18 protein-coding genes and 1 other RNA gene are annotated in these 18,910 nt (G+C 44.2%); 16 read left to right on the plus strand and 3 right to left on the minus strand.

Features of this window, described 5'->3' with window-relative positions:
• The first annotated feature begins 155 nt into the window (after window positions 1-155).
• From BC8716_RS18050 to BC8716_RS18125, 16 genes are all read left to right on the plus strand, one after another.
• Complete coding sequence (locus BC8716_RS18050) at window positions 156-2,426, plus strand: DEAD/DEAH box helicase (RefSeq protein WP_094427954.1); 2,271 nt, start codon at window positions 156-158, stop codon at window positions 2,424-2,426.
• A 34-nt stretch (window positions 2,427-2,460) separates the two neighbouring features.
• The gene (locus BC8716_RS18055) at window positions 2,461-3,666 is read left to right on the plus strand and encodes a ribonuclease H-like domain-containing protein (RefSeq protein ID WP_094427956.1); all 1,206 of its coding nucleotides are present in this window, start codon (window positions 2,461-2,463) and stop codon (window positions 3,664-3,666) included.
• A 190-nt stretch (window positions 3,667-3,856) separates the two neighbouring features.
• On the plus strand, window positions 3,857-4,348 hold the full coding sequence (locus BC8716_RS18060) for a spore coat protein (protein WP_254120506.1): 492 nt from the start codon (window positions 3,857-3,859) through the stop codon (window positions 4,346-4,348).
• 38 nt (window positions 4,349-4,386) lie between these two features.
• Window positions 4,387-4,953: an SLOG family protein gene (locus BC8716_RS18065; RefSeq protein WP_062746775.1), complete on the plus strand. Its 567-nt coding sequence runs from the start codon at window positions 4,387-4,389 to the stop codon at window positions 4,951-4,953.
• 104 nt (window positions 4,954-5,057) lie between these two features.
• Window positions 5,058-5,375 carry a cell division regulator GpsB gene (gpsB, locus tag BC8716_RS18070; protein ID WP_062746777.1) on the plus strand — a complete coding sequence of 106 codons (318 nt, stop codon included), beginning with the start codon at window positions 5,058-5,060 and terminating at the stop codon, window positions 5,373-5,375.
• Window positions 5,375-5,776 carry an RNase H family protein gene (locus BC8716_RS18075; protein ID WP_094427958.1) on the plus strand — a complete coding sequence of 134 codons (402 nt, stop codon included), beginning with the start codon at window positions 5,375-5,377 and terminating at the stop codon, window positions 5,774-5,776. Before gpsB ends, BC8716_RS18075 begins: the two co-directional genes overlap by 1 nt.
• A gap of 58 nt (window positions 5,777-5,834) precedes the next feature.
• An RNA gene (gene rnpB / locus BC8716_RS18080) (RNase P RNA component class B) lies at window positions 5,835-6,216 on the plus strand.
• Window positions 6,217-6,323: 107 nt separating this feature from the next.
• Window positions 6,324-6,587: a hypothetical protein gene (locus tag BC8716_RS18085; RefSeq protein WP_062746780.1), complete on the plus strand. Its 264-nt coding sequence runs from the start codon at window positions 6,324-6,326 to the stop codon at window positions 6,585-6,587.
• A 33-nt stretch (window positions 6,588-6,620) separates the two neighbouring features.
• Window positions 6,621-7,760, plus strand: coding sequence for a THUMP domain-containing class I SAM-dependent RNA methyltransferase (locus BC8716_RS18090; protein WP_062746781.1), 1,140 nt, complete (start codon window positions 6,621-6,623; stop codon window positions 7,758-7,760).
• Between the two features lie 63 nt (window positions 7,761-7,823).
• Window positions 7,824-8,807 carry a Gfo/Idh/MocA family protein gene (locus BC8716_RS18095; RefSeq protein WP_094427960.1) on the plus strand — a complete coding sequence of 328 codons (984 nt, stop codon included), beginning with the start codon at window positions 7,824-7,826 and terminating at the stop codon, window positions 8,805-8,807.
• A gap of 397 nt (window positions 8,808-9,204) precedes the next feature.
• On the plus strand, window positions 9,205-10,839 hold the full coding sequence (locus BC8716_RS18100) for a thiamine pyrophosphate-binding protein (protein ID WP_094427962.1): 1,635 nt from the start codon (window positions 9,205-9,207) through the stop codon (window positions 10,837-10,839).
• Window positions 10,840-10,856: 17 nt separating this feature from the next.
• Complete coding sequence (locus BC8716_RS18105) at window positions 10,857-11,228, plus strand: carboxymuconolactone decarboxylase family protein (RefSeq protein ID WP_094427964.1); 372 nt, start codon at window positions 10,857-10,859, stop codon at window positions 11,226-11,228.
• 63 nt (window positions 11,229-11,291) lie between these two features.
• Window positions 11,292-11,669, plus strand: coding sequence for a hypothetical protein (locus tag BC8716_RS18110; RefSeq protein WP_094427966.1), 378 nt, complete (start codon window positions 11,292-11,294; stop codon window positions 11,667-11,669).
• 31 nt (window positions 11,670-11,700) lie between these two features.
• Window positions 11,701-12,930, plus strand: a complete 1,230-nt coding sequence (locus BC8716_RS18115; RefSeq protein WP_094427968.1) for a methyl-accepting chemotaxis protein — start codon at window positions 11,701-11,703, stop codon at window positions 12,928-12,930.
• A 445-nt stretch (window positions 12,931-13,375) separates the two neighbouring features.
• Window positions 13,376-14,827: an IS1182 family transposase gene (locus BC8716_RS18120; RefSeq protein WP_094427970.1), complete on the plus strand. Its 1,452-nt coding sequence runs from the start codon at window positions 13,376-13,378 to the stop codon at window positions 14,825-14,827.
• 85 nt (window positions 14,828-14,912) lie between these two features.
• The gene (locus BC8716_RS18125) at window positions 14,913-15,122 is read left to right on the plus strand and encodes a hypothetical protein (RefSeq protein ID WP_035202542.1); all 210 of its coding nucleotides are present in this window, start codon (window positions 14,913-14,915) and stop codon (window positions 15,120-15,122) included.
• A gap of 42 nt (window positions 15,123-15,164) precedes the next feature.
• Here BC8716_RS18125 and BC8716_RS18130 read toward each other — a convergent pair whose 3' ends face one another.
• Genes BC8716_RS18130 through BC8716_RS18140 form a run of 3 tightly spaced genes read right to left on the minus strand, consistent with a single transcriptional unit; the run spans window position 15,165 to window position 18,887 of the window.
• Complete coding sequence (locus BC8716_RS18130) at window positions 15,165-16,238, minus strand: Ger(x)C family spore germination protein (RefSeq protein WP_094427972.1); 1,074 nt, start codon at window positions 16,236-16,238, stop codon at window positions 15,165-15,167.
• Window positions 16,235-17,350 (minus strand): GerAB/ArcD/ProY family transporter, encoded by a 1,116-nt coding sequence (locus tag BC8716_RS18135; RefSeq protein WP_094427974.1) that lies wholly within the window; start codon window positions 17,348-17,350, stop codon window positions 16,235-16,237. The genes BC8716_RS18130 and BC8716_RS18135 overlap by 4 nt, the downstream gene beginning before the upstream one ends.
• 16 nt (window positions 17,351-17,366) lie before the next feature.
• Window positions 17,367-18,887 (minus strand): spore germination protein, encoded by a 1,521-nt coding sequence (locus tag BC8716_RS18140; RefSeq protein WP_094427976.1) that lies wholly within the window; start codon window positions 18,885-18,887, stop codon window positions 17,367-17,369.
• Window positions 18,888-18,910: the final 23 nt, after the last annotated feature.

The following is an 18,910-nucleotide window of genomic DNA, read 5'->3' on the forward strand; positions in this document are numbered from 1 at the left end:
GCCTCCTATGTTTCGTTAATCGAAATATGTTTCCATTATACATGAATGCCCGGCCTTTGCCAGCTATCTTTCAGAATTTTTTTATGAATGGTTACGTATAGCCAAGAGAACAACCATTCGCTAAAATGGGGATAGACAATAAATGAGGTGGTTCCATGTTTAAACGGCGTTTGCCACAGTTACTGAACCAGTTAAAGAAAGATGAACATGTGTCTTACTGGAAAGAAATTGCTCCACTAGAAGCGAAGACAGTGCCTTTTCCAGCTGAATTGGATTTTAACATTTGCCAAGCCTTGCGAAAAAAGGGGATTGGTGAACTGTATACACATCAAGCAGAAGCCTTTCAAAAGGCATTAGCAAACAAACATTTTGTTGCTGTTACCCCAACAGCGTCTGGAAAGTCGCTATGCTACAATTTGCCTGTCCTACATGAGATTGCTGCTTCTCCACATAGCCGGGCGCTGTATCTATTTCCGACAAAGGCGCTTGCACAAGACCAAATGAGCGATTTGCATGGCATGATTGCCGATATAGGGATGGATATTAAATGCCATACATACGATGGCGACACAGCTCCGCAAATCCGTACGTCGATTCGCAAAGCAGGCCATATCGTATTAACAAACCCGGATATGCTACATGCGGCGATTTTGCCCCATCATACAAAGTGGGTATCGTTTTTTGAGCACTTGCGCTATATCGTCATTGATGAACTTCATACGTACCGCGGCGTTTTTGGCAGCCATGTCGCCAATGTCATTGCTCGGCTTAAGAGAATTTGCGCATACTACGGCGCTAACCCTCAATTTATATGCACTTCCGCCACGATTGCGAATCCGAAAGAGCTGGCTCAAGAGTTGACTGGGTCAACGTTTGACTTAATTGATGACAATGGGGCGCCGCGTGGAAAAAAGCACTTCTTGTTTTACAATCCGCCGTTCGTGAATGAGCCTTTGCAAATTCGGCAAAGCGCTGTTGCGAAAGTGAATGAGCTGGCAGGAATGTTTTTGAAAGAAGGAATCCAAACGATTGTGTTTGCGAAAAGTAGAGTGCGTGTTGAATTGATTTTAAGCAGGCTCCAAGAATTGACGAAACGGACATTTAATCGTTCAGCAATCCGAGGCTACCGTGGCGGCTATTTGCCGAAACAACGCCGTGAGATTGAAAGAGGGCTCCGTTCAGGGGAGATTAAAGGCGTCGTATCCACCAATGCGTTGGAGCTTGGCGTTGACATTGGCCAACTGGAAGTTTGCATCATGACGGGCTATCCTGGTAGCATCGCCAGCTCTTGGCAGCAGGCAGGCCGTGCTGGGCGGAGGCAAAAAGAGTCGTGTGTGATCATGGTGGCCGCCTCTACGCCACTCGACCAATATATGATCAAAAATCCACACTACTTTTTTGAACGGCCGCCAGAAACAGCAAGGTTAAACCCTCATAATCTTGTTATTTTTATCGATCATTTAAAATGTGCTGCCTACGAACTGCCGTTTTCAACGGGAGATGTCTTTGGCGGTGAGGTCGTTGATGACTATTTAGATTACTTGACAGAGCAGCATGTACTCCATGCTAACAATGGCAAATGGCATTGGATGAGCGATGCTTTTCCAGCCCATGGGATCAGTTTGCGCTCAGCTTCACAAGAAAATGTCGTCATCATTGATCAATCGGATGTCACCAATCATCGCGTTATTGGCGAAATGGACCGCTTTAGTGCAATGACGCTCTTGCATGAGGAAGCGATTTATTTACATGAAGGTGTTCAATATCAAGTGGAACAGTTAGATTGGGATGAAAAAAAAGCGTTTGTCCGTGAAGTAAGCGTTGAATATTTTACAGACGCGAACTTGGCTGTCTCTCTCCGCGTTCTTGAAGAAGACGAGAGCCGGGAAGAGGGCGATGTCCAGCTTTCATTTGGCGATGTTAGTGTGACAGGAAAAGCAACGATTTTTAAAAAGCTACGCATTAGCACGTTGGAAAATATCGGTTCAGGGCCGATTCATTTGCCAGAGGAAGAGTTACACACGAACGGGATGTGGTTATCGTTTAAAAACGAGTTAGTAGAGGCAATCGGCGAGAGCGACTTTGACGAAGCATTAGTAGCTTTGGCTCATTTGCTTCATCACGTTGCGCCTGTGCGCATTATGTGTGACCGAGGCGATATTCATGTTGTGCCGCAACGGAAGGCGACCCATTCCGGCTTGCCGACAATATTTTTATACGATTCTTACCCAGGAGGAATCGGGCTTGCCAAGGAAGTATATGAGCGGACAAGTGTCATTTTAAACGATGTCGCGGCACTCCTTGATTCATGCCAGTGCGAATCCGGCTGTCCGTCTTGTGTTGGCAGCGCCTCTTCAGCAAAAAACATAAAAGTTCTCGTCAAAACGCTTGTTCAGCAATTGCAAAAGGGGAGTATGACTGTATAATTTCACATACCGTATTAGATGAAAGGAGGCGGCTATGTCGATCAAGGCGAAATTAAAACGGTTTGAATCTCATATGTCGACCACCGAAAAAGAGAAGGAATCGGCGACGACTAACAACAACGAACATGGAAGTTGGGAACAAATGAATACCGAGGCTTGCTCGTTTGACGGTATGGTTTGTTATATTCGGACGACGCGGATGTCTTTGCAAGAAAAACATGGCCCTAAAACATTTGCTGAAATGAAAGCAGCAATTGATCGTTGGGATACAAGTGCTTTCGCTCATCCTTTGTCAAAGAAGGGCATTCCTACTGAAAAACTGTTGTTTTTTGATACGGAAACGACTGGATTAAGCAGTGGGGCAGGCACGCAAATGTTTTTGCTTGGATTTGCTTCTTTTACAGAAAAAGAAGTGGAGGTTAAACAGTATTTGCTGTCTAAACCTGATGCCGAGGTGGCTTTGTATCACTTTTTTCTTGCCGATGCCAAAAAGCTTGACCATCTTGTCACTTTTAACGGCAAGGCGTTTGATTGGCCAAGGTTAAAAACACGCCATTCGTACTTGCGGGAAGCAGTGCCTGCATTGCCGAAGTTCGGTCATTTTGACTTGCTCCACGGTTCACGCAGGCTGTGGAAAAACGAACTTCCCTCGTGCAACTTGAGTACGCTTGAAGCAGAAAAGCTTGGCATCAAGCGTACAGCGGATACACCGTCCTACCTAGTGCCAATGCTTTATTTTGACTTTGTCAGGGAAGGGAACCCAGCATTCATGGAATCTGTGTTTGCCCACCACGAAGCAGATATGCTGTCTTTAATTGCTTTGTATGCCAAGTTAAGCGACTTGATTTTAGATGCAAAGGGGCAAGCGAGTGACGCGGAACGCTTCCAAATTGCTAGATGGCATGAAGCAGCCGGCCAGCAACAAGCTGCGTTTTCTTTATATGAAAGCTTATTGGATAGCAAAGACTTTCCCCTTTTAGCGAGGCGCCACCTTGGCGACTTATTGAAAAAACAACGGCGCTACGCAGAAGCGGCAGAGCAGTTCCATGCTTGTGTGCGGGAAGGATTTGCCAGCTACGATTGTTGGACAGAGCTGTCGCTTATTTATGAACATTATTTAAAAGAAAGGGACAAAGCGGAAATTTATGCCTACCGGGCATTAGAGTCTTCTACCACTAACAAGGAAAGGGAGGCTGCGTTAAAGCGGGCAGCACGCATAAGCGGGAAATTAAAACGATAAGCATTTCCCGGGGAAGCGCAATAGTCGACGGTTTTCGCTGTAAAATGCGCAAGCATGCGACGTTTTTTGACTTCGATTGCAAAATGCCGACGGCTAGAGGGCGTAAAAATAGGTAATCGAACTAGTACACCTGCTGATAGTCTGACATAAGGTATTAGTGACTCTAATATTAAAAGGAGGAACTTACTTTATGTTTCATAAACGTCCACCGCATTGCTGCCCGCCGCCTAGGCCAGTATGCAAACCAAACGTAAAGCCTGCCGCAGACTGTGGGTGTGAGGCGCCAAATTTGCCGAATATGACGTTGCCAACGCAAACGCATGAGCTTCCAGCAGTTGTCCATCCGACGAAGCACAATGTTGTTGAAAGCACGAACGAATACATTGTGCCAGAAATCCATCCAACCCATACGACACATGTCAATAATCATGTGTACAAACACATTCATAAATTCCCGCATAGCGAAAGCGTGAAAGAGAATGTGCAAAATTTGCAGTTCTGCGAGAAGCCGCAAGCGACGATGCCAGCAAACGTTATGCCATCAAATGTAAAGCCGAGCAATGTAATGCCAAGCAATGTGATGCCAACCAATACAAAGCCGGCAAGCACAAAACAAACCGCAAAAACAAAATCAGATATGAAGCCTAGTGGCATGATGCCATTTAATGGCTACGAGTACTAAGGTTAATACGTTGGGCGGGCGCGAGCCTGCCTTACGTATTGAATAAGGAGGGACGAGCTATCCATTCACTGCTTGTAACAGGTTATAAAGCCCATGAATTGGGGATATTCCAGGAAAGTCATCAGGGGGTTCACTATGTAAAAAAAACGATTGAAAACCGGTTGCGCCCTTTTATCGAAGAAGGGACGGAGTGGATCATTACAAGCGGCCAACTTGGCGTTGAACAGTGGGCGGCGGATGTGGTCTTCTCCTTAAAGGAGACCGCTTATCCACACATAAAACTGGCGATATTGCCTCCTTTTGAAGGGCAAGAGGCGAATTGGGCCCAAGCAGCACAAGAACGCTACGCGGCAAGGCTAGCAATGGCTGATTTTGTAGAGTGTATCTCGAAGCGCCCATATGAGCATGTCGGCCAACTTAGGCAAAAAAATGATTTTCTAGTTCAACGGACGGACGGTCTGCTTGTTCTTTATGATGAAGAAAAGCAAGGTTCGCCATTATACTATATTGCTAGCGCCAAAGCTCAGGGAAAGCCGATTTTTTACATTTCTCCCGAAGAAGTCGAGGAAACGGTTCGCCAAGACCAATATGACGACTTTCTTTAAAGCGTTGTAAAAGTTTGTGAATTGACTCGGTTTAAATTGACTTTAGCCGCGAGTTTTGAAAAAATAGAAGTAGTAACGTGGAATAGGACATGAGGTGATCTGAGATGAGCCAAATGGAGATTAAGCTTACAGCAAAAGAAATCTTAGATAAAGATTTTAAACAAAGCATGAGAGGGTACAACCAAGACGAAGTCGATAAATTTCTCGATACCGTCATTCAAGATTATGAAGCATTTCAAAAAAAAATCGAGCAACTTGAACGAGAAAATGAACTGTTAAAACAAGATTTAAAAAAGCAAACAGAACGTCCGCAACGGAGCCAAACCGTTACGGCGCCTTCGGCTGGCAGTACCAATTATGACATTTTGCAACGTCTATCCAATTTGGAGAAAAAAGTGTTTGGCAGCAAAATGTACGAGTAATGATCCATGTCTATACGGATGGCGCCAGTGCTGGCAATCCAGGTCCTTCTGGAGCTGGGCTTGTTTTTTTAAAGGACGGCGAAGCACAAGAATTTCGTTTTCACCTTGGTGACAAAACGAACCATGAAGCTGAATTTGCAGCAGTTGATATTGCCCTTGAAATATGCCTTCAAAAGGAAGGGCAACAAGTGGCGGTACGTACGGATTCAAAGCTTGTCAGTGACAGTATCGAAAAGGGCCATGTGAAAACAAAAGCATATGCTGGCTATCTTTGTTCCATTTTGGATAAAATTGCACAACTGGAGCTTTTTTTTATTATGTGGGTGCCAAGCAAACAAAACAAAAAAGCGGATGAACTTGCACGCTTGGCCATTCGGGAACCAAAGCGGTTATTTCGATAATGATTGCCAAGTTGGCGCAAATGTGTTAAACTGAACAAGTCGCTTATGACAGATACATGTCTTCAGACAACCGCTGCGCATTTTATGCGTAGAGGAAAGTCCATGCTCGCACCGGCTGAGAGGCCGGTAGTGTTCGTGCCTAGCTAATCCATAAGCTAGGGCAGCTGCCTTGCAGCTGACGGCAGGAGAGATGCCTACGTCCAAATGGATAAGGCATGCACTCCTTGAAAGTGCCACAGTGACGTAGTCTGCTTGGAAACGGGCAGAGTGGAACGCGGTAAACCCCTCGAGCGAGAAACCCAAACAATGGTAGGGGCATTTTTCAGTCTGAAAATGAACGGAACTGAAAAAACGAAGCAATTCGTAGATAGATGGTTGTCGCCGGAGTACGAGGCTCATCACCGTTTGTAGTACAAAGGTACAGAACATGGCTTATCGATGGCATGGAGATGAACGTTATAAGCGAGCCAAAACCCTTTACAAGGGTTTTTTTTATTGGAATCTGTTAGAATAAACGGGGAACACTGTTTGGCAGGAGGGAAGAAAAATGGACAACCAAGCAAAAACGATGTATCTCATAGGCGTTGTGCTTTTCCTGTTAACTGGAATTGGCTTTACGATTCAAGGTGATTTACTTGCAGGTGGGGTATTCCTTGTCTTGTTTTTTGCGTTATACATGCTGATTGTCTTTTTGCACCACCGCTCCTTACGTACGCAAAAGCTCGCGACATTTTTAATGTTTGCTTTTGGCGTCATCGCTGCTGCAGGAGCTGTTTTTGCTTATACGCAAGGCGGCTATTTATGGCATTAGCGCCAGTGAAGAGAAGAGAAAGGGGCATGAACGATGAAAAAAGTGACGCTCATTGCCACAACCACAATGGGGCTGGAAGCAATTGCTGCAAGGGAAGTACGCCAGCTTGGCTATGAAAACGTAACAGTTGAAAACGGCCGTGTGTTGTTTGAAGCAGCAGTTGAAGCGATTCCAAGGGCAAATTTATGGCTGCGCACAGCGGATCGGATCAAAGTCCGCATTGGCGAATTTAAAGCCATGACATTTGATGAATTGTTTGAGAAAACAAAGGCGCTCCCGTGGGCGGATTTGTTGCCGCCTCATGCGGAATTCCCTGTTATTGGGCGCTCCGTCAAATCAAAGCTATTTAGCGTTTCAGATTGCCAAGCGATTGTAAAGAAAGCAGTCGTCGAAAACTTGAAAAAACGTTATAAACGTAGCTGGTTTGATGAAAATGGGCCGCTATACCGTATAGAAGTAGCGTTATTAAAAGATGTAGCTACATTAACATTAGATGCAAGCGGAACAGGTTTGCATAAGCGGGGGTACCGTGTTTTACATAATCAGGCGCCGTTAAAAGAGACGCTCGCTGCGGCGATGATCCAATTAACAACATGGACGAAAGACCGTCCTTTCGCAGATCCTTTTTGCGGATCGGGGACGCTTGCGATCGAAGCAGCCATGATCGGTCAGAACATTGCGCCGGGGTTTAACCGTGACTTTGTATCTGAGGAGTGGCACTGGATTGGGGAAGAGCGATGGAGACAAGCACGTGAAGAGGTCGAAGATTTGGCTAATTATGACCAGCCTCTTGATATCATTGGATCAGATATTGACCACCGAGCCGTTGAACTAGCAAAGGGGAATGCACTGGAAGCAGGGTTAGGCGATGTGATCCAATTTAAACAAATGCAAATGAAAGATTTTCGCCATAAGCGCCCATACGGAATTTTAGTTGGCAATCCCCCCTACGGCGAACGGTTAGGGGAGCGAAAAGAAGTTGAGCATTTGTACAAAGAAATGGGACAAGTCATGGCTTTACATGATACGTGGTCTGTTTATGTGTTAACTTCCCACGAGGAGTTTGAACAGCTATATGGCAAAAAAGCGAACAAAAAACGCAAACTTTATAACGGCAACATTAAAACAGACTTCTATCAATTTTTTGGGCCACGTCCACCAAAACAAGATTAGTTTTACCGAAAGCCCGCGCATAAGCGGGCTTTTCGATACGAAGACTTATCAGGGAGGAACAAGATGAAAATAGGAACGATTGGCACTGGCTCGATTGTAGATTTATTTTTAACCGCTTTAAAAGACATAGACGGGGCTGAATGTGTTGCCATGTACTCCCGTAAAGAAGAAACAGCGAGGCCATTAGCTGAGAAACACAAAATAACGACGATCTACACTGATTTAGCAAACATGTTAGCTGACCCAGCAATTGACTTTATTTACGTAGCCTCGCCAAACAGTTTCCATTTTAGCCATACGTACCAGGCATTACAAAATGGAAAACACGTTATCTGTGAAAAGCCATTTACGTCGACCGTACGAGAATCAGAACGAGTAATGGAACTTGCTCGCAAAAAACAATTAATGGTGTTCGAAGCGATTACAACGATTCATTTGCCAAATTATCAACTTATTAAAGAACAGATTGGCAAATTGGGCCAGCTTAAGCTTATTCAATGCAATTATAGTCAATATTCTAGCCGCTATGATCTCCTAAAGGCTGGTGAAACCCCAAATGTGTTTAATCCGCAATTTTCTGGCGGTGCATTAGCCGATATCAATATTTACAATCTTCATTTTGTCCTTCATTTATTTGGAGCGCCTGAGTCAGTTGCCTATACTGCAAACAAACATCCAAATGGAATAGACACTTCAGGAGTCGTCGTATTAAAATACCGTGATTTTGTCGCTGAGTGTGTGGGCGCTAAAGATACAAGAAGCAAAAATTTTGTTTTGATACAAGGAGAAAAAGGGTACATTCATGTTGAAAATGGCGCAAATGGGTGCCGCAATGTGAGTGTGCATTTACAAGACCAAGTAATCGATTTGAATGAACAAACGAGTAGTAACCTGATGTATTACGAACTTCTTGCATTCAAAGATATCTATGACAAACAGCAATATAACCGTTGTGAAGAATTACTAAAGCATTCTTACTCTGTTATGCAAGTATTTGAAAAAGCAAGACAGTCGGCAAATATTGTTTTTGCGGCTGATCAGCAATAAACAGGATTAGGACTTATTCCAGCCGATAGCGCCTACTTCAACAACGATAAGAGGCGTCGTCGGCTATTTGTGTGAATAAAAGTGGCAAGCTATTTTTCCATATACCTGCTCGATAGGACCATCGCAGAATTTCCTTCGTAATGCCTTACTTTTTTACAATCTGTTCACAGGTACTGCCTTAAAGGATAGCGGTTCGTTTCCGATATAAAAGGGGAGTGTGGTTTAAACATGACCAAATGAGGTGTAATGAAGGTGGTGTATACAAAGATTTAATTACCATAAGAAATAATATGTAAATAAGTTCGGCAATGACCCCCACTTATCTTGGGCGTTACATGTGTCGAGATTTGTTTGATAGGTACCAATGAAGCTGTAGAAGTGCGTAGGGGGAGTATGAATGCCAAAAGTTGCGTCAATGATGGTGAAATTTATGAAGGAAAAAGGTTGCGAGACGGTTTTTGGCGTTCCTGGAAAACCGGTTGTTCCACTGATCTTGGCAATGGAGGAAAGTGGAATATCGTTTGTCCTGGCTAGACATGAAGGTGGCGCAGGCTTTATGGCTACTGGATATGCCTTGCAAACAGGTGGACTAGGAGTGGCAATCGGGACGTCTGGTCCAGGGGGCACAAACATGATCACTGCGGCTGCCCAGGCCCAAGCCTTCCATGCGCCCGTTTTATTCATTACAGGACATCCGCCACTTTCACAATCAGGGATGGCGCTTGGCCAGGATTCAAGCATGTTTGGCACTGACTTAGTAGCTTTGTTCAAGCCTGTAACAAAATTCAGCGCGAAAGTCGAAAGCAAAGGAATGCTCAAACGCTATTTACAGCATGCGGAAGAGCAGGCGTTGACCGGAGCAAAAGGGCCGGTCCATTTGTCCGTTCCGTTGGATATTTTGATTGAGGAAGTGGACGAATTTACGCTTTCTCGTTTACCGGTGCAAGACCATCTACGCTCAGGAAACATTCAACTAGCAATTAAAGCATTAAATAGAGCAAAACGTCCACTCATGTTAGTTGGAAAAGGGGCCCATCTTTCTGGTGCTTATAAGGAAGTTGAACAAGTAGCAGAAAAGTGGAGTATACCTGTTGTGACGACTCCTGGTGGAAAAGGGACGTTTGTGACCGATCATCCTCTTTCTCTTGGCAGTCTCGGATTAGGCGGTACAGAAGGAGCTGCTGCTTATGTAAAAGATAAGCAGATTGACCTGCTTCTTGTAGTAGGCTCAAAACTAAGCGATATGTCAACAGTAGGGCTTACAGCAGGAGGAATGCCAAGTCAAGTGCTCCATTTTGATTATCAAGGGCTGTTTGTCGGGAAATCGCTGCCTGCTGATACGCTGTTTGTCCAAGGAGACGCCAAAATCAATTTACAGCAACTGCTGCTTGAGGCAAAGGAATTTCCACAACGGCAACAGGTTGATTTGCGAGAGTACAGAGACAGGAACCGCGCGCCAGTCGATGTTTGTGATCGACTTTCTACCGCGCAAATAATGGGCGTACTTCGGGAAGTGCTGCCAGCAGACACCGTTGTTTATGGAGATGACGGCAGCCATACGTTTTATGCAATTAAGCATTTTCGAACATTGGTTCCGGGAACGTTTTACTTCGATGATGTGTTTGGTGCAATGGGCCATGCGATCGGTCTTTCAATAGGGGCAAAGCTGGCTCAGCCTCAACAACCAATTGCTTGTTTTACTGGAGATGGCTGCTTATACATGCACGGGACAGAAATAGCCACAGCAGTCGACCAAAAAGCGAATGTCATATTCGTTGTCTTTAATAATGGCATGCTTGATATGGTTGATAAAGGAATGAAGCATAATTTAGGTCGGACAGCAGGAACAAGGTTTGAACAGGAAATCAATGCTGCTCTATTTGCAGAATCTTTAGGGGCAAAAGGGTTTCGTTGCAAAACTGCGGCAGAAGTGAAAGAAGCGGTGCAGAAAGGTAACCAATTTGAGGGGCCAGTAGTGGTAGAAGTCATCGTCAGCAAAGAAGAGACGCCGCCAACGCTCGGACGAGGGTAAAGAAAGGAACTCAAACCATGGAAAAAGCACAATTAGGATGGAAACAAATTGAAGAAATGGCGGGTGAAGCAGGGATCGAGGCGATGAAGGCAGTCGAAGCGTTTTCACCGCGCCTTGCGAAGCTAGCGCTTGAGTTTGGTTATGGCGATGTATATGCGGGAGAAGCACTTGACTTAAAACAACGGGCGTTAATTACGCTTTCTTCTTTAATTACACAAGGGGACCAAGGCAGGGGGCTAACCTATCATTACAAAGCAGCATTGCGTGTCGGGGTGTCAAAGGAAGAGATTTTGGAAGTCATTAATCATTGCAGTGCGTATGCCGGATTTCCAAAAGCAATCCATGCGTTATTTGTATTTAAGCAAGTATGTGATGAATACACACCATAGCAATTAGCCACATACCAAGGCTCGTTTTTCGGTTTTACAACATTTGAATTGGGGGAAGCAAAAATGGCAAAATTTGAAACGAAAATAAAAGGTGACGTTTTTTACTTCAAGTATTTGGAAATGGCTGCGACTGTGGAGGAAGCGAAAGAACAAGCTGCTTTTGTCAAAAGCGAACTAAGCAAGCCAGGCATAAAGAAATTCCTAAATGACAATAGCCATATTAAAACGGTTGCCAAACCAGAAGTGAGCGAAATATGGGGAGAATTAATGGAGTGGGTAGCCAGCAATGTTGATAAGAATGCCACAATTACGCCGAATGTTACATTGAAAATGCAGTTAAACCGCTTGTCAAAAAAGGCGGGAACGTATGAAAGCGTGCGGGCATTTACTGATTTAGACCAGGCACTTGCGTTTATTGGCGCTCCCGATTTTAAAATGTAAATGAGAAGATAGAAAGGCGCGGTTAGCAAATATGAAAAGAAAAAATTCAGTTTATAAGCAACTGCGAATTCGATTAGCTGGCTGCACCCTTATAGCGATGATTGTCCCGGTTGTCGTACTGGCAATTGCTGGGCAACTTAGTTATCCCTTTTCGTTTGCTCGTTTTGAACTGTGGGTGAGCCTTATAATTGCCGGAGGAATCACCGTGCTCCTTGCTGGCTATTTCTCCAAGCGCATGTTTGCCCCTTTAAAAAAAGCAGAACAACAGATCAATCTTGATGCAATTAAAGAAGGGAAAGCTGCGAGTCAGCTCGAGAAGCTGCTTGAGGCGCTTACGGTAAAAGACAATCAAGAAAAGAACAACCAGCTAACTGCAAAAACAACTACCGTTTCCGCACAATTGCAAGCATCTGCCGCTGAAACAAGCGAAGGGGTAGCGGAGATTGCAGAAGTGATGCAGGAAGTAGCGGCAGGCAACACAGGACAAGTAGAAGCTATCCAAAACGTGAACAGCACAGCTGCGGAAATTGTCTTTAACGTAAAAGAAGTATTAGAAAGCACGGAATTTGTCGCCCAATCTTCGCAAACCGCTTTAACTCATACTAAAAACGGGAACAAAGCCGTCGAAAATATTGCAGCCCAAATTGATCTGATTGGTGATCATGTCCAGCATTCCCACGAAGTCATTCGTGAGCTTGGAAAAAAGACAGAGCAAATTGAACAGATTCTGACATTTATTATCGGGATTTCGAAACAAACCAATTTGCTAGCCCTTAATGCCGAAATTGAAGCAGCGCGGGCAGGCGAACATGGAAGGGGATTTGCTGTGGTCGCCAACGAAGTACGATCATTAGCAGAACAAACAAATGTAGCGACAAGCGATATTCAAGAGATCATTTCTGAAATTCATCAGCAAAGCAGACAAGCAGCCGAAGTGATTGAAAAAAGCACAGTTTCTGTGGAAGACGGAATAACGATGAGCCGTGAAGTTGGCACTGTCTTTAAAGACATTTACGACAATGCTCTTGAAGTCGATGAGTTTATCCAAGATGTCTCAGAATCTATTCGCGACGTCTCTAGCCATATGGACCGCATTTCGGGCACGATTGCTGATATTTCTGCGATAGCGGCACAAGCAAATGGCAGCATACAACATGTAGCGGCAGTAGTGGAAGAACTGAGCGCATCGATGCAAGAAATCTCTGCTTCAGCGACTGTTTTAACAGATGTTGTTTACGAACTCGATACGCAGTTAACTTAATGAATGAATTGGCGACAGCCCTTTATCGGTGCTGTTGCCGTTTTTAGTTGGCTATTTTGCATGAAAAAGTTTCCTTAGGTCAATTTTTTTGTTTACAGTAAAAATATGATTCGTTATAATGCAGTTATCTCCCTTCTTTCTGGTAGTGGGGTGAGCCATGATTGGAGCTGACTTTTGGTCAGCTCCTTTTTTAAAGGCATTTTAGAGAGGATAGTACGAAAAAGGACTTGACAACGAGAATGATATTCATTATCATTTGATTTGTAAGATCCCCCTTATCCCTTTTCAAAATTTTCCTTTGAAGCCTTTGCCATTGTGGCAAAGGCTTTTTTTGCTTGCAGAATCCATTTTCCAGCCTGTCGACAAAGTCTCGGTTTTCCCGAGACAGTCGACAGGCTTTTTTGTACAATAAAAAAGAGAAAAAGGGTACGGGGTGAGAGGAAACATGTTGTCCAAACAGCTGGAAGATAAACGGATGCAGATGGAGATGGTCTGGATTGAAAAGCTGGTGCCAGAGGATCATCTCGTTCGGAAGCTTGATGCGGCGATTGACTTTGATTTCATTTATGACCTTGTCGAAGACCTTTATTCAAAAGACAGGGGCCGGCCGAGTGTCGATCCCGTGGTGTTAATCAAAATGGTTTTCATTCAATACATCTTTGGGATTCGTTCGATGCGCCAAACGATTAAAGAAATCGAAACCAATGTGGCCTACCGTTGGTTTTTAGGATTTGGCTTTGAGGACAAGATTCCCCACTTTTCTACGTTTGGGAAGAACTACGTTCGTCGTTTCCGGGACAGTGACGTGTTTGAACAACTCTTTTATCGGATTCTGAAACAAGCTATGGACAAAGGATTTGTGAGTCCAGAGGTGGCTTTTATCGACTCGACTTCCATTAAAGCCAACGCCAATAAACGAAAGCATCGTAAAAAGGTCGTACGCACCGAGACGCGTGCCTATCAAAACCAACTAGAAGAAGAAATCAATGGGGAACGGGTGAAAAACGGAAAAAAGCCCCTGCCTCCCTCGAAAAAAGATCCTACGAGGGAGGTCAAGGAGAGTACCACGGATCCTGAGAGCGGTTATTACGTCAAAAGCGAGCGGGAAAAGATGTTTGCCTACAGTTTCCATACCGCTTGTGATGCCAATGGATTTGTTTTAGGTACGATCGTAAAACCGGGGAATGTCCACGACAGCCAAGTATTCCACGAACTGTTTGACCAATTGAAAGACAAGGTGTGCCGACCGAAGGTCGCCGCTGTGGATGCGGGCTATAAAACGCCTGCCATTGCCAAAAAACTTCAAGAAGAAGGCGTTCATCCGGTTATGCCGTATAAACGCCCGATGACCCCTAAAGGCTATATCCGAAAAAACGAGTTTGTCTATGATGAATACTACGATTGTTTTCTCTGCCCACAAAACCAGGTGCTTTCTTACCGAACGACGAATCGAGAGGGGTACCGGGAATATGTCTCCGACCCTCGGATTTGTGAGACGTGCCCACTGCTCGCTCAATGTACAAAGAGCCAAAACCACCAAAAGCTCGTTCTTCGCCATATTTGGCAAGATGCTCTGGATGAGGCAGAACATCTGAGGCATACGGAACGGAACCGAGACATCTATGCCAAGCGAAAAGAAACGATTGAGCGTGTCTTTGCCGATCTGAAACAGAAGCATGGTCTGCGTTGGACCAACCTGAAAGGGTTGGAAAAAAATGCAATGCAGGCGATGCTTGTTTTCGCTGCGATGAACTTGAAAAAATTAGCCACCTGGAGTTGGAGGAAGAACACCCCTCCAACTTCAAAGTCTCCAAAGTCCACCCACCTTTTTATCATCAACAAAACGCCTTTGAGAATCATTTTCTCAAAGGCGTTTTGTCTACGCTCTGTTTCTTAATCGCAGTAGAAAAATCGACATTTTTCTTGCTTTTTTGCTACAATGATATGAAACAGTATCAATGAATAAATGGAGGCTTGTTTTTATGGATAGCAGAATTGAAATCACATACGACGTATTTGAGGCAATGTGGCTGATTACGCTCATTGATGAAGCAGGGCAGCGGGTAGGCAAGCCTGAGTATTACAAGAAAAAGGAAAAAGCGTTGCAACAAATTCCTTCTTTAAAAAAAGAGTATCCTGATATTCCAATCCGAGTATACAGTAAGAGCGATTTTTTAGTTGCAGTTTATTAAATCAACAAGCTGTATCCAAAGACCAGATACGATTTTTGCGCTTTAATCTGTAATGCCGCTTCCGATCACGGTTAGATCGACGTTGACATCAATATCAAGAGATGGGTAGGTGTCATGCCATTGCTCCATATTCAAATGGCGGATTTTGCTACTGGCCACGTCGCCAAGGCCAATCGGATCGATGCCGCGCTGTTGGAACCTGTTAACTAGTGTTTGCATTTGCTCTTCGAACTGTTGAATGCCGAGCTCTTTTATTTTAGTGAGGTCTTTGGCACTCATGCTTAAATCGCCACTTTCACTAACAACGCCTTTCATGTAGACGAGAATAGAAACATGTAAGCCGTTATCGTCTTTGGTAATCGTGTATTGAGGTGTTGCTTGGACATTCTCAAGGCTTGCAAACGAATCGCTGCTAATTTGCACTTGGTAAAAACCACCTCGGAACGGTTCTGAAAGCAATTTAAAAAAGGAAGCTTCACTGACATTTAGCTTATCGACACAACGGTCCTTTTTAAACAAGGCCAGGCCTGTTACACGAGCGTGATCATCATTGCCTTTGATGATGGGCAAAAACATATCAGTGCCTTCTGCGTAATATTGGTATAAGGCGGTATGCAGCGTGACACGTGGGTAAATTTCCCGTTCACTCTGTTCAAGTAATTCACTTAAATATTGATAAACAGTCGTGTCCAAATGGTAATTTTTAGAGAGCAAATCGAATGTTTTTCCTTCAACAATCGCAGGGCGAAGATTGCGTCCGATCATTGAATCCCGTTGGTGGACATTTAAAAAATAAAAAATGCCGTCTTCGGCAAGGCGGTCTTGAAACAACATGAGCCCAATCCGGCCAACAACCATATATTTGGATGACTTTGCTTGTATTTTTTTTTGTGTGATCCGGGAAGTATTTCCGGTAGCAGTAAATATTTTTGTTTGCGGCAGCGTTTCCTCGCTAGGAAGGACGATGAGTGAACTCGCTACGCTCCTGAATTCGTTTTTATTCACATAATCATAGCCAATTGCTTGAATGAGCTGAATGTCTTCAATCACTTTTGTACGAGGCGCGCATCCTCCTAGCACTAAAACGCAGCAAAGGGCAAGCAGCCATTTTTTCATCGTTTGTTCTCTCCTTTAATAACAGCAAGCTTTACTTTTTGGGCAATGTATAAAAACGGGATGTAAGTGATAATGGTCCAAAAGCCAATTTCGGCTGTCACATCATTCAATTGATTGACTTCTTTACGCCCTACGACGAAAAAGGAGCAAACAAATAGCAAAGCAATTAATAGACGCAATCCGGTGCGTTGCTTGATGAAAAATGCTTGGTTTGCAATGCGGCTTGCTGCCCAAAGCAGCAAGCAAATGGTAGGCAACACAACAAATAGCCAAGTCGAAATACCAATGTACTCAAACCGTTCGATGACGGACAAATCGACGACTTTCCATAATGTAATTGTGGCCCAAATCGTTTGATTAAGTTGATTTTGATTAAAATAGATAGTCGTTAACACAATCGCAAGCGTGTAGATGAGAGTGGTCGTAAAGACCGCTAAATGGCTCCATTTTTGCGAGGCAGGACCGTTTTTTAAAAAGGGATAGGCAACCAATAAAACCTCGAAGCCGAGCATATTAAGCGTCATTGCTTTGCTGCCGAGGAGAATGGCTTGCGGTGAATGTTCGAACATAGGGAACAGATTGCTAACATTCGCATGTGTAAATCCAAAATAATTTGCCAAAAGCAATGGGGCTGAAACAAAGAGGCCAATCACACAAAGACCGACAACGACACGCAGCCCATTTGTTACATAAGAATAGGCAAGACAGACGAGCAGCAAAAACAATACCCATACATACACTTCGACAAACATCCACATTTGAATAATCTCGATATACGTACGAATGACCGTGTAAGCAAGCAAGGCAAAATAGCCGATAAAATAAAGGTTCAGCAAACCACCAACTGCTTTTCCAAGCACGGCTTTGTGGATCGCGACAAGGTCTCCTTCCCCTCGCTTCAATATGCCGTATAGAAGCCACACGAGTACATGGACTGTCATCCCTGCCAGCACCACAGATAACCAAGCGTCCTGGCCTGAAAACGTAGCGATAATTCGCTCAAAACCAAGGACGCCAACGCCGATTTGAGCGCCGACAACGATAAAAAAGCTGAAAAACGGCGAAAGTAGCCGACTTTCACTTGGGGCTTGAGTGTGTGTAGCTGGCATCATTGGTCCACTCCTTTTTTTACTCCTCGATGTCGCGCTTTTTTAAATGGTTGCCGTCGTGGCTGGAGCTAAAGCGCTTGCGTTTCTTAGCTCGTACGCTTACGGGGCGCTTTTTCTGTTTGTTAAACGGCAACCTAAAAAAGGAGTCTTTCAAATCAGTTACTCTCAACGGATAAATTGGTGCTAAATAAGGTTGTCCAAGCGAAGTTAAAACAAGTAAATGGCTTAGAATGAGGGCGAAACAAGCCGCTACTCCTAAAAAGCCAAGCCACTGGGCAGCAAGAATAAAAGGAAAACGAATCAACCGGATTGTATTGCCCATTTGGTAAATAGGTGTCGTAAAGGAAGCAAGCGCAGTCAAAGCAACAATGATTAAGAGTATATTGCTTGTAAGGCCTGCTTCGACGGCAGCAGTTCCGATCACAATACCGCCAACGATCCCAAGCGTTTGGCCAATTTTAGTCGGCAATCGTGCTCCAGCCTCTCTTAGCAACTCAATGACAAGTTCGAGAATCAACGCCTCAAAAATAGGCGGAAAGGGAATGCCGCTTCGCGAGGAAACGAGTGTATTCAGCAGTTGTGTCGGAATCATTTCATAATGGTACGTCATGACAGCCACATATAACGCAGTCGACAAAATCGAAAACAGCACAGCACATAAACGGATCAGGCGAAAAGCAGATGCGAGCGGCCATGACAAAAAATAATCTTCAAAAGCAGAAAAAAATTCAACAAATGAAGTTGGACCAGTAAGTGCATGGGGCGAACCATCAACAATTACGGCAACTTTTCCTTCGGCGAGCAACGCAGCAACTCGGTCGGGGCGTTCTGTATCAATCAGTTGCGGAAAAATCGAATTGGAGTCATCTGAAATCAATTGCGCGATATAAGAACTATCGATGATTTCATCAAAGCCGATGTCTTCAATGCGCTGTGTTACTGTTTGTACGACTTGATTATTTGTAATGCCGTCTATATGTAGAATCGCTACTTTTGTTTTACTTAAATGGCCAACGATCCGTTCGGTTATGACAAGGTCTGGAATCGGCAGCCGCTTGCGCACTAAGTTTATATTTGTCGACAGCGGTTCAACAAACGCTTCTTTTGGCCCAACTACACTAAACTCAACTTCAGGCGGGTTAATCGAACGAGTTTCAGCTTGCTCTGCTGGGACAAGCAATGCTTCTGTCGGTGCCTGTTGAAGACAAATAAGGACTTCGCCGCGCATTAAAGCTTGTTCAATTTTAGCTAACTGATGTTCAATTTTCGTTTCTTCTACTCTAATCGCTTCTTTTACCCCAACGAGTGTTTTAAGTTGCTTATTAGCAAGAACTGGCAAAATCTGTTCATGGATGACGTTGGATTTGACGATCGATGAAAAATAATAAATCTCAAAAGGATTGTCGTCCGCCTGTTTAAAGGAATGAAAATCATTTGATCGCCGACACAAGTCAAGGAGCTCTTCCAGCGTCTTCGCGCTTGAACGTTTTTGTTTACGGATTTTTCGTTCGAAACGGCCTTGTTTGCTTTGTTTAGGCATTGGCATCACTCCGAGATTGGCAT

Source organism: Shouchella clausii (assembly GCF_002250115.1).
GTDB lineage: Bacteria > Bacillota > Bacilli > Bacillales > Bacillaceae_D > Shouchella > Shouchella clausii.

Bases quoted from the DNA above. Each gene is read 5' to 3' on its own strand.
- BC8716_RS18125 (WP_035202542.1), top strand. From the start codon at position 14,913: ATGGATAGCAGAATTGAAATCACATACGACGTATTTGAGGCAATGTGG.
- BC8716_RS18120 (WP_094427970.1), top strand. From the start codon at position 13,376: ATGTTGTCCAAACAGCTGGAAGATAAACGGATGCAGATGGAGATGGTC.
- BC8716_RS18060 (WP_254120506.1), top strand. From the start codon at position 3,857: ATGTTTCATAAACGTCCACCGCATTGCTGCCCGCCGCCTAGGCCAGTA.
- BC8716_RS18055 (WP_094427956.1), top strand. From the start codon at position 2,461: ATGTCGATCAAGGCGAAATTAAAACGGTTTGAATCTCATATGTCGACC.
- BC8716_RS18100 (WP_094427962.1), top strand. From the start codon at position 9,205: ATGCCAAAAGTTGCGTCAATGATGGTGAAATTTATGAAGGAAAAAGGT.
- BC8716_RS18140 (WP_094427976.1), bottom strand. From the start codon at position 18,887: ATGCCTAAACAAAGCAAACAAGGCCGTTTCGAACGAAAAATCCGTAAA.
- gpsB (WP_062746777.1), top strand. From the start codon at position 5,058: ATGAGCCAAATGGAGATTAAGCTTACAGCAAAAGAAATCTTAGATAAA.
- BC8716_RS18105 (WP_094427964.1), top strand. From the start codon at position 10,857: ATGGAAAAAGCACAATTAGGATGGAAACAAATTGAAGAAATGGCGGGT.
- BC8716_RS18115 (WP_094427968.1), top strand. From the start codon at position 11,701: ATGAAAAGAAAAAATTCAGTTTATAAGCAACTGCGAATTCGATTAGCT.
- BC8716_RS18085 (WP_062746780.1), top strand. From the start codon at position 6,324: ATGGACAACCAAGCAAAAACGATGTATCTCATAGGCGTTGTGCTTTTC.
- BC8716_RS18095 (WP_094427960.1), top strand. From the start codon at position 7,824: ATGAAAATAGGAACGATTGGCACTGGCTCGATTGTAGATTTATTTTTA.
- BC8716_RS18050 (WP_094427954.1), top strand. From the start codon at position 156: ATGTTTAAACGGCGTTTGCCACAGTTACTGAACCAGTTAAAGAAAGAT.
- BC8716_RS18135 (WP_094427974.1), bottom strand. From the start codon at position 17,350: ATGATGCCAGCTACACACACTCAAGCCCCAAGTGAAAGTCGGCTACTT.
- BC8716_RS18130 (WP_094427972.1), bottom strand. From the start codon at position 16,238: ATGAAAAAATGGCTGCTTGCCCTTTGCTGCGTTTTAGTGCTAGGAGGA.
- BC8716_RS18110 (WP_094427966.1), top strand. From the start codon at position 11,292: ATGGCAAAATTTGAAACGAAAATAAAAGGTGACGTTTTTTACTTCAAG.
- BC8716_RS18075 (WP_094427958.1), top strand. From the start codon at position 5,375: ATGATCCATGTCTATACGGATGGCGCCAGTGCTGGCAATCCAGGTCCT.
- BC8716_RS18090 (WP_062746781.1), top strand. From the start codon at position 6,621: ATGAAAAAAGTGACGCTCATTGCCACAACCACAATGGGGCTGGAAGCA.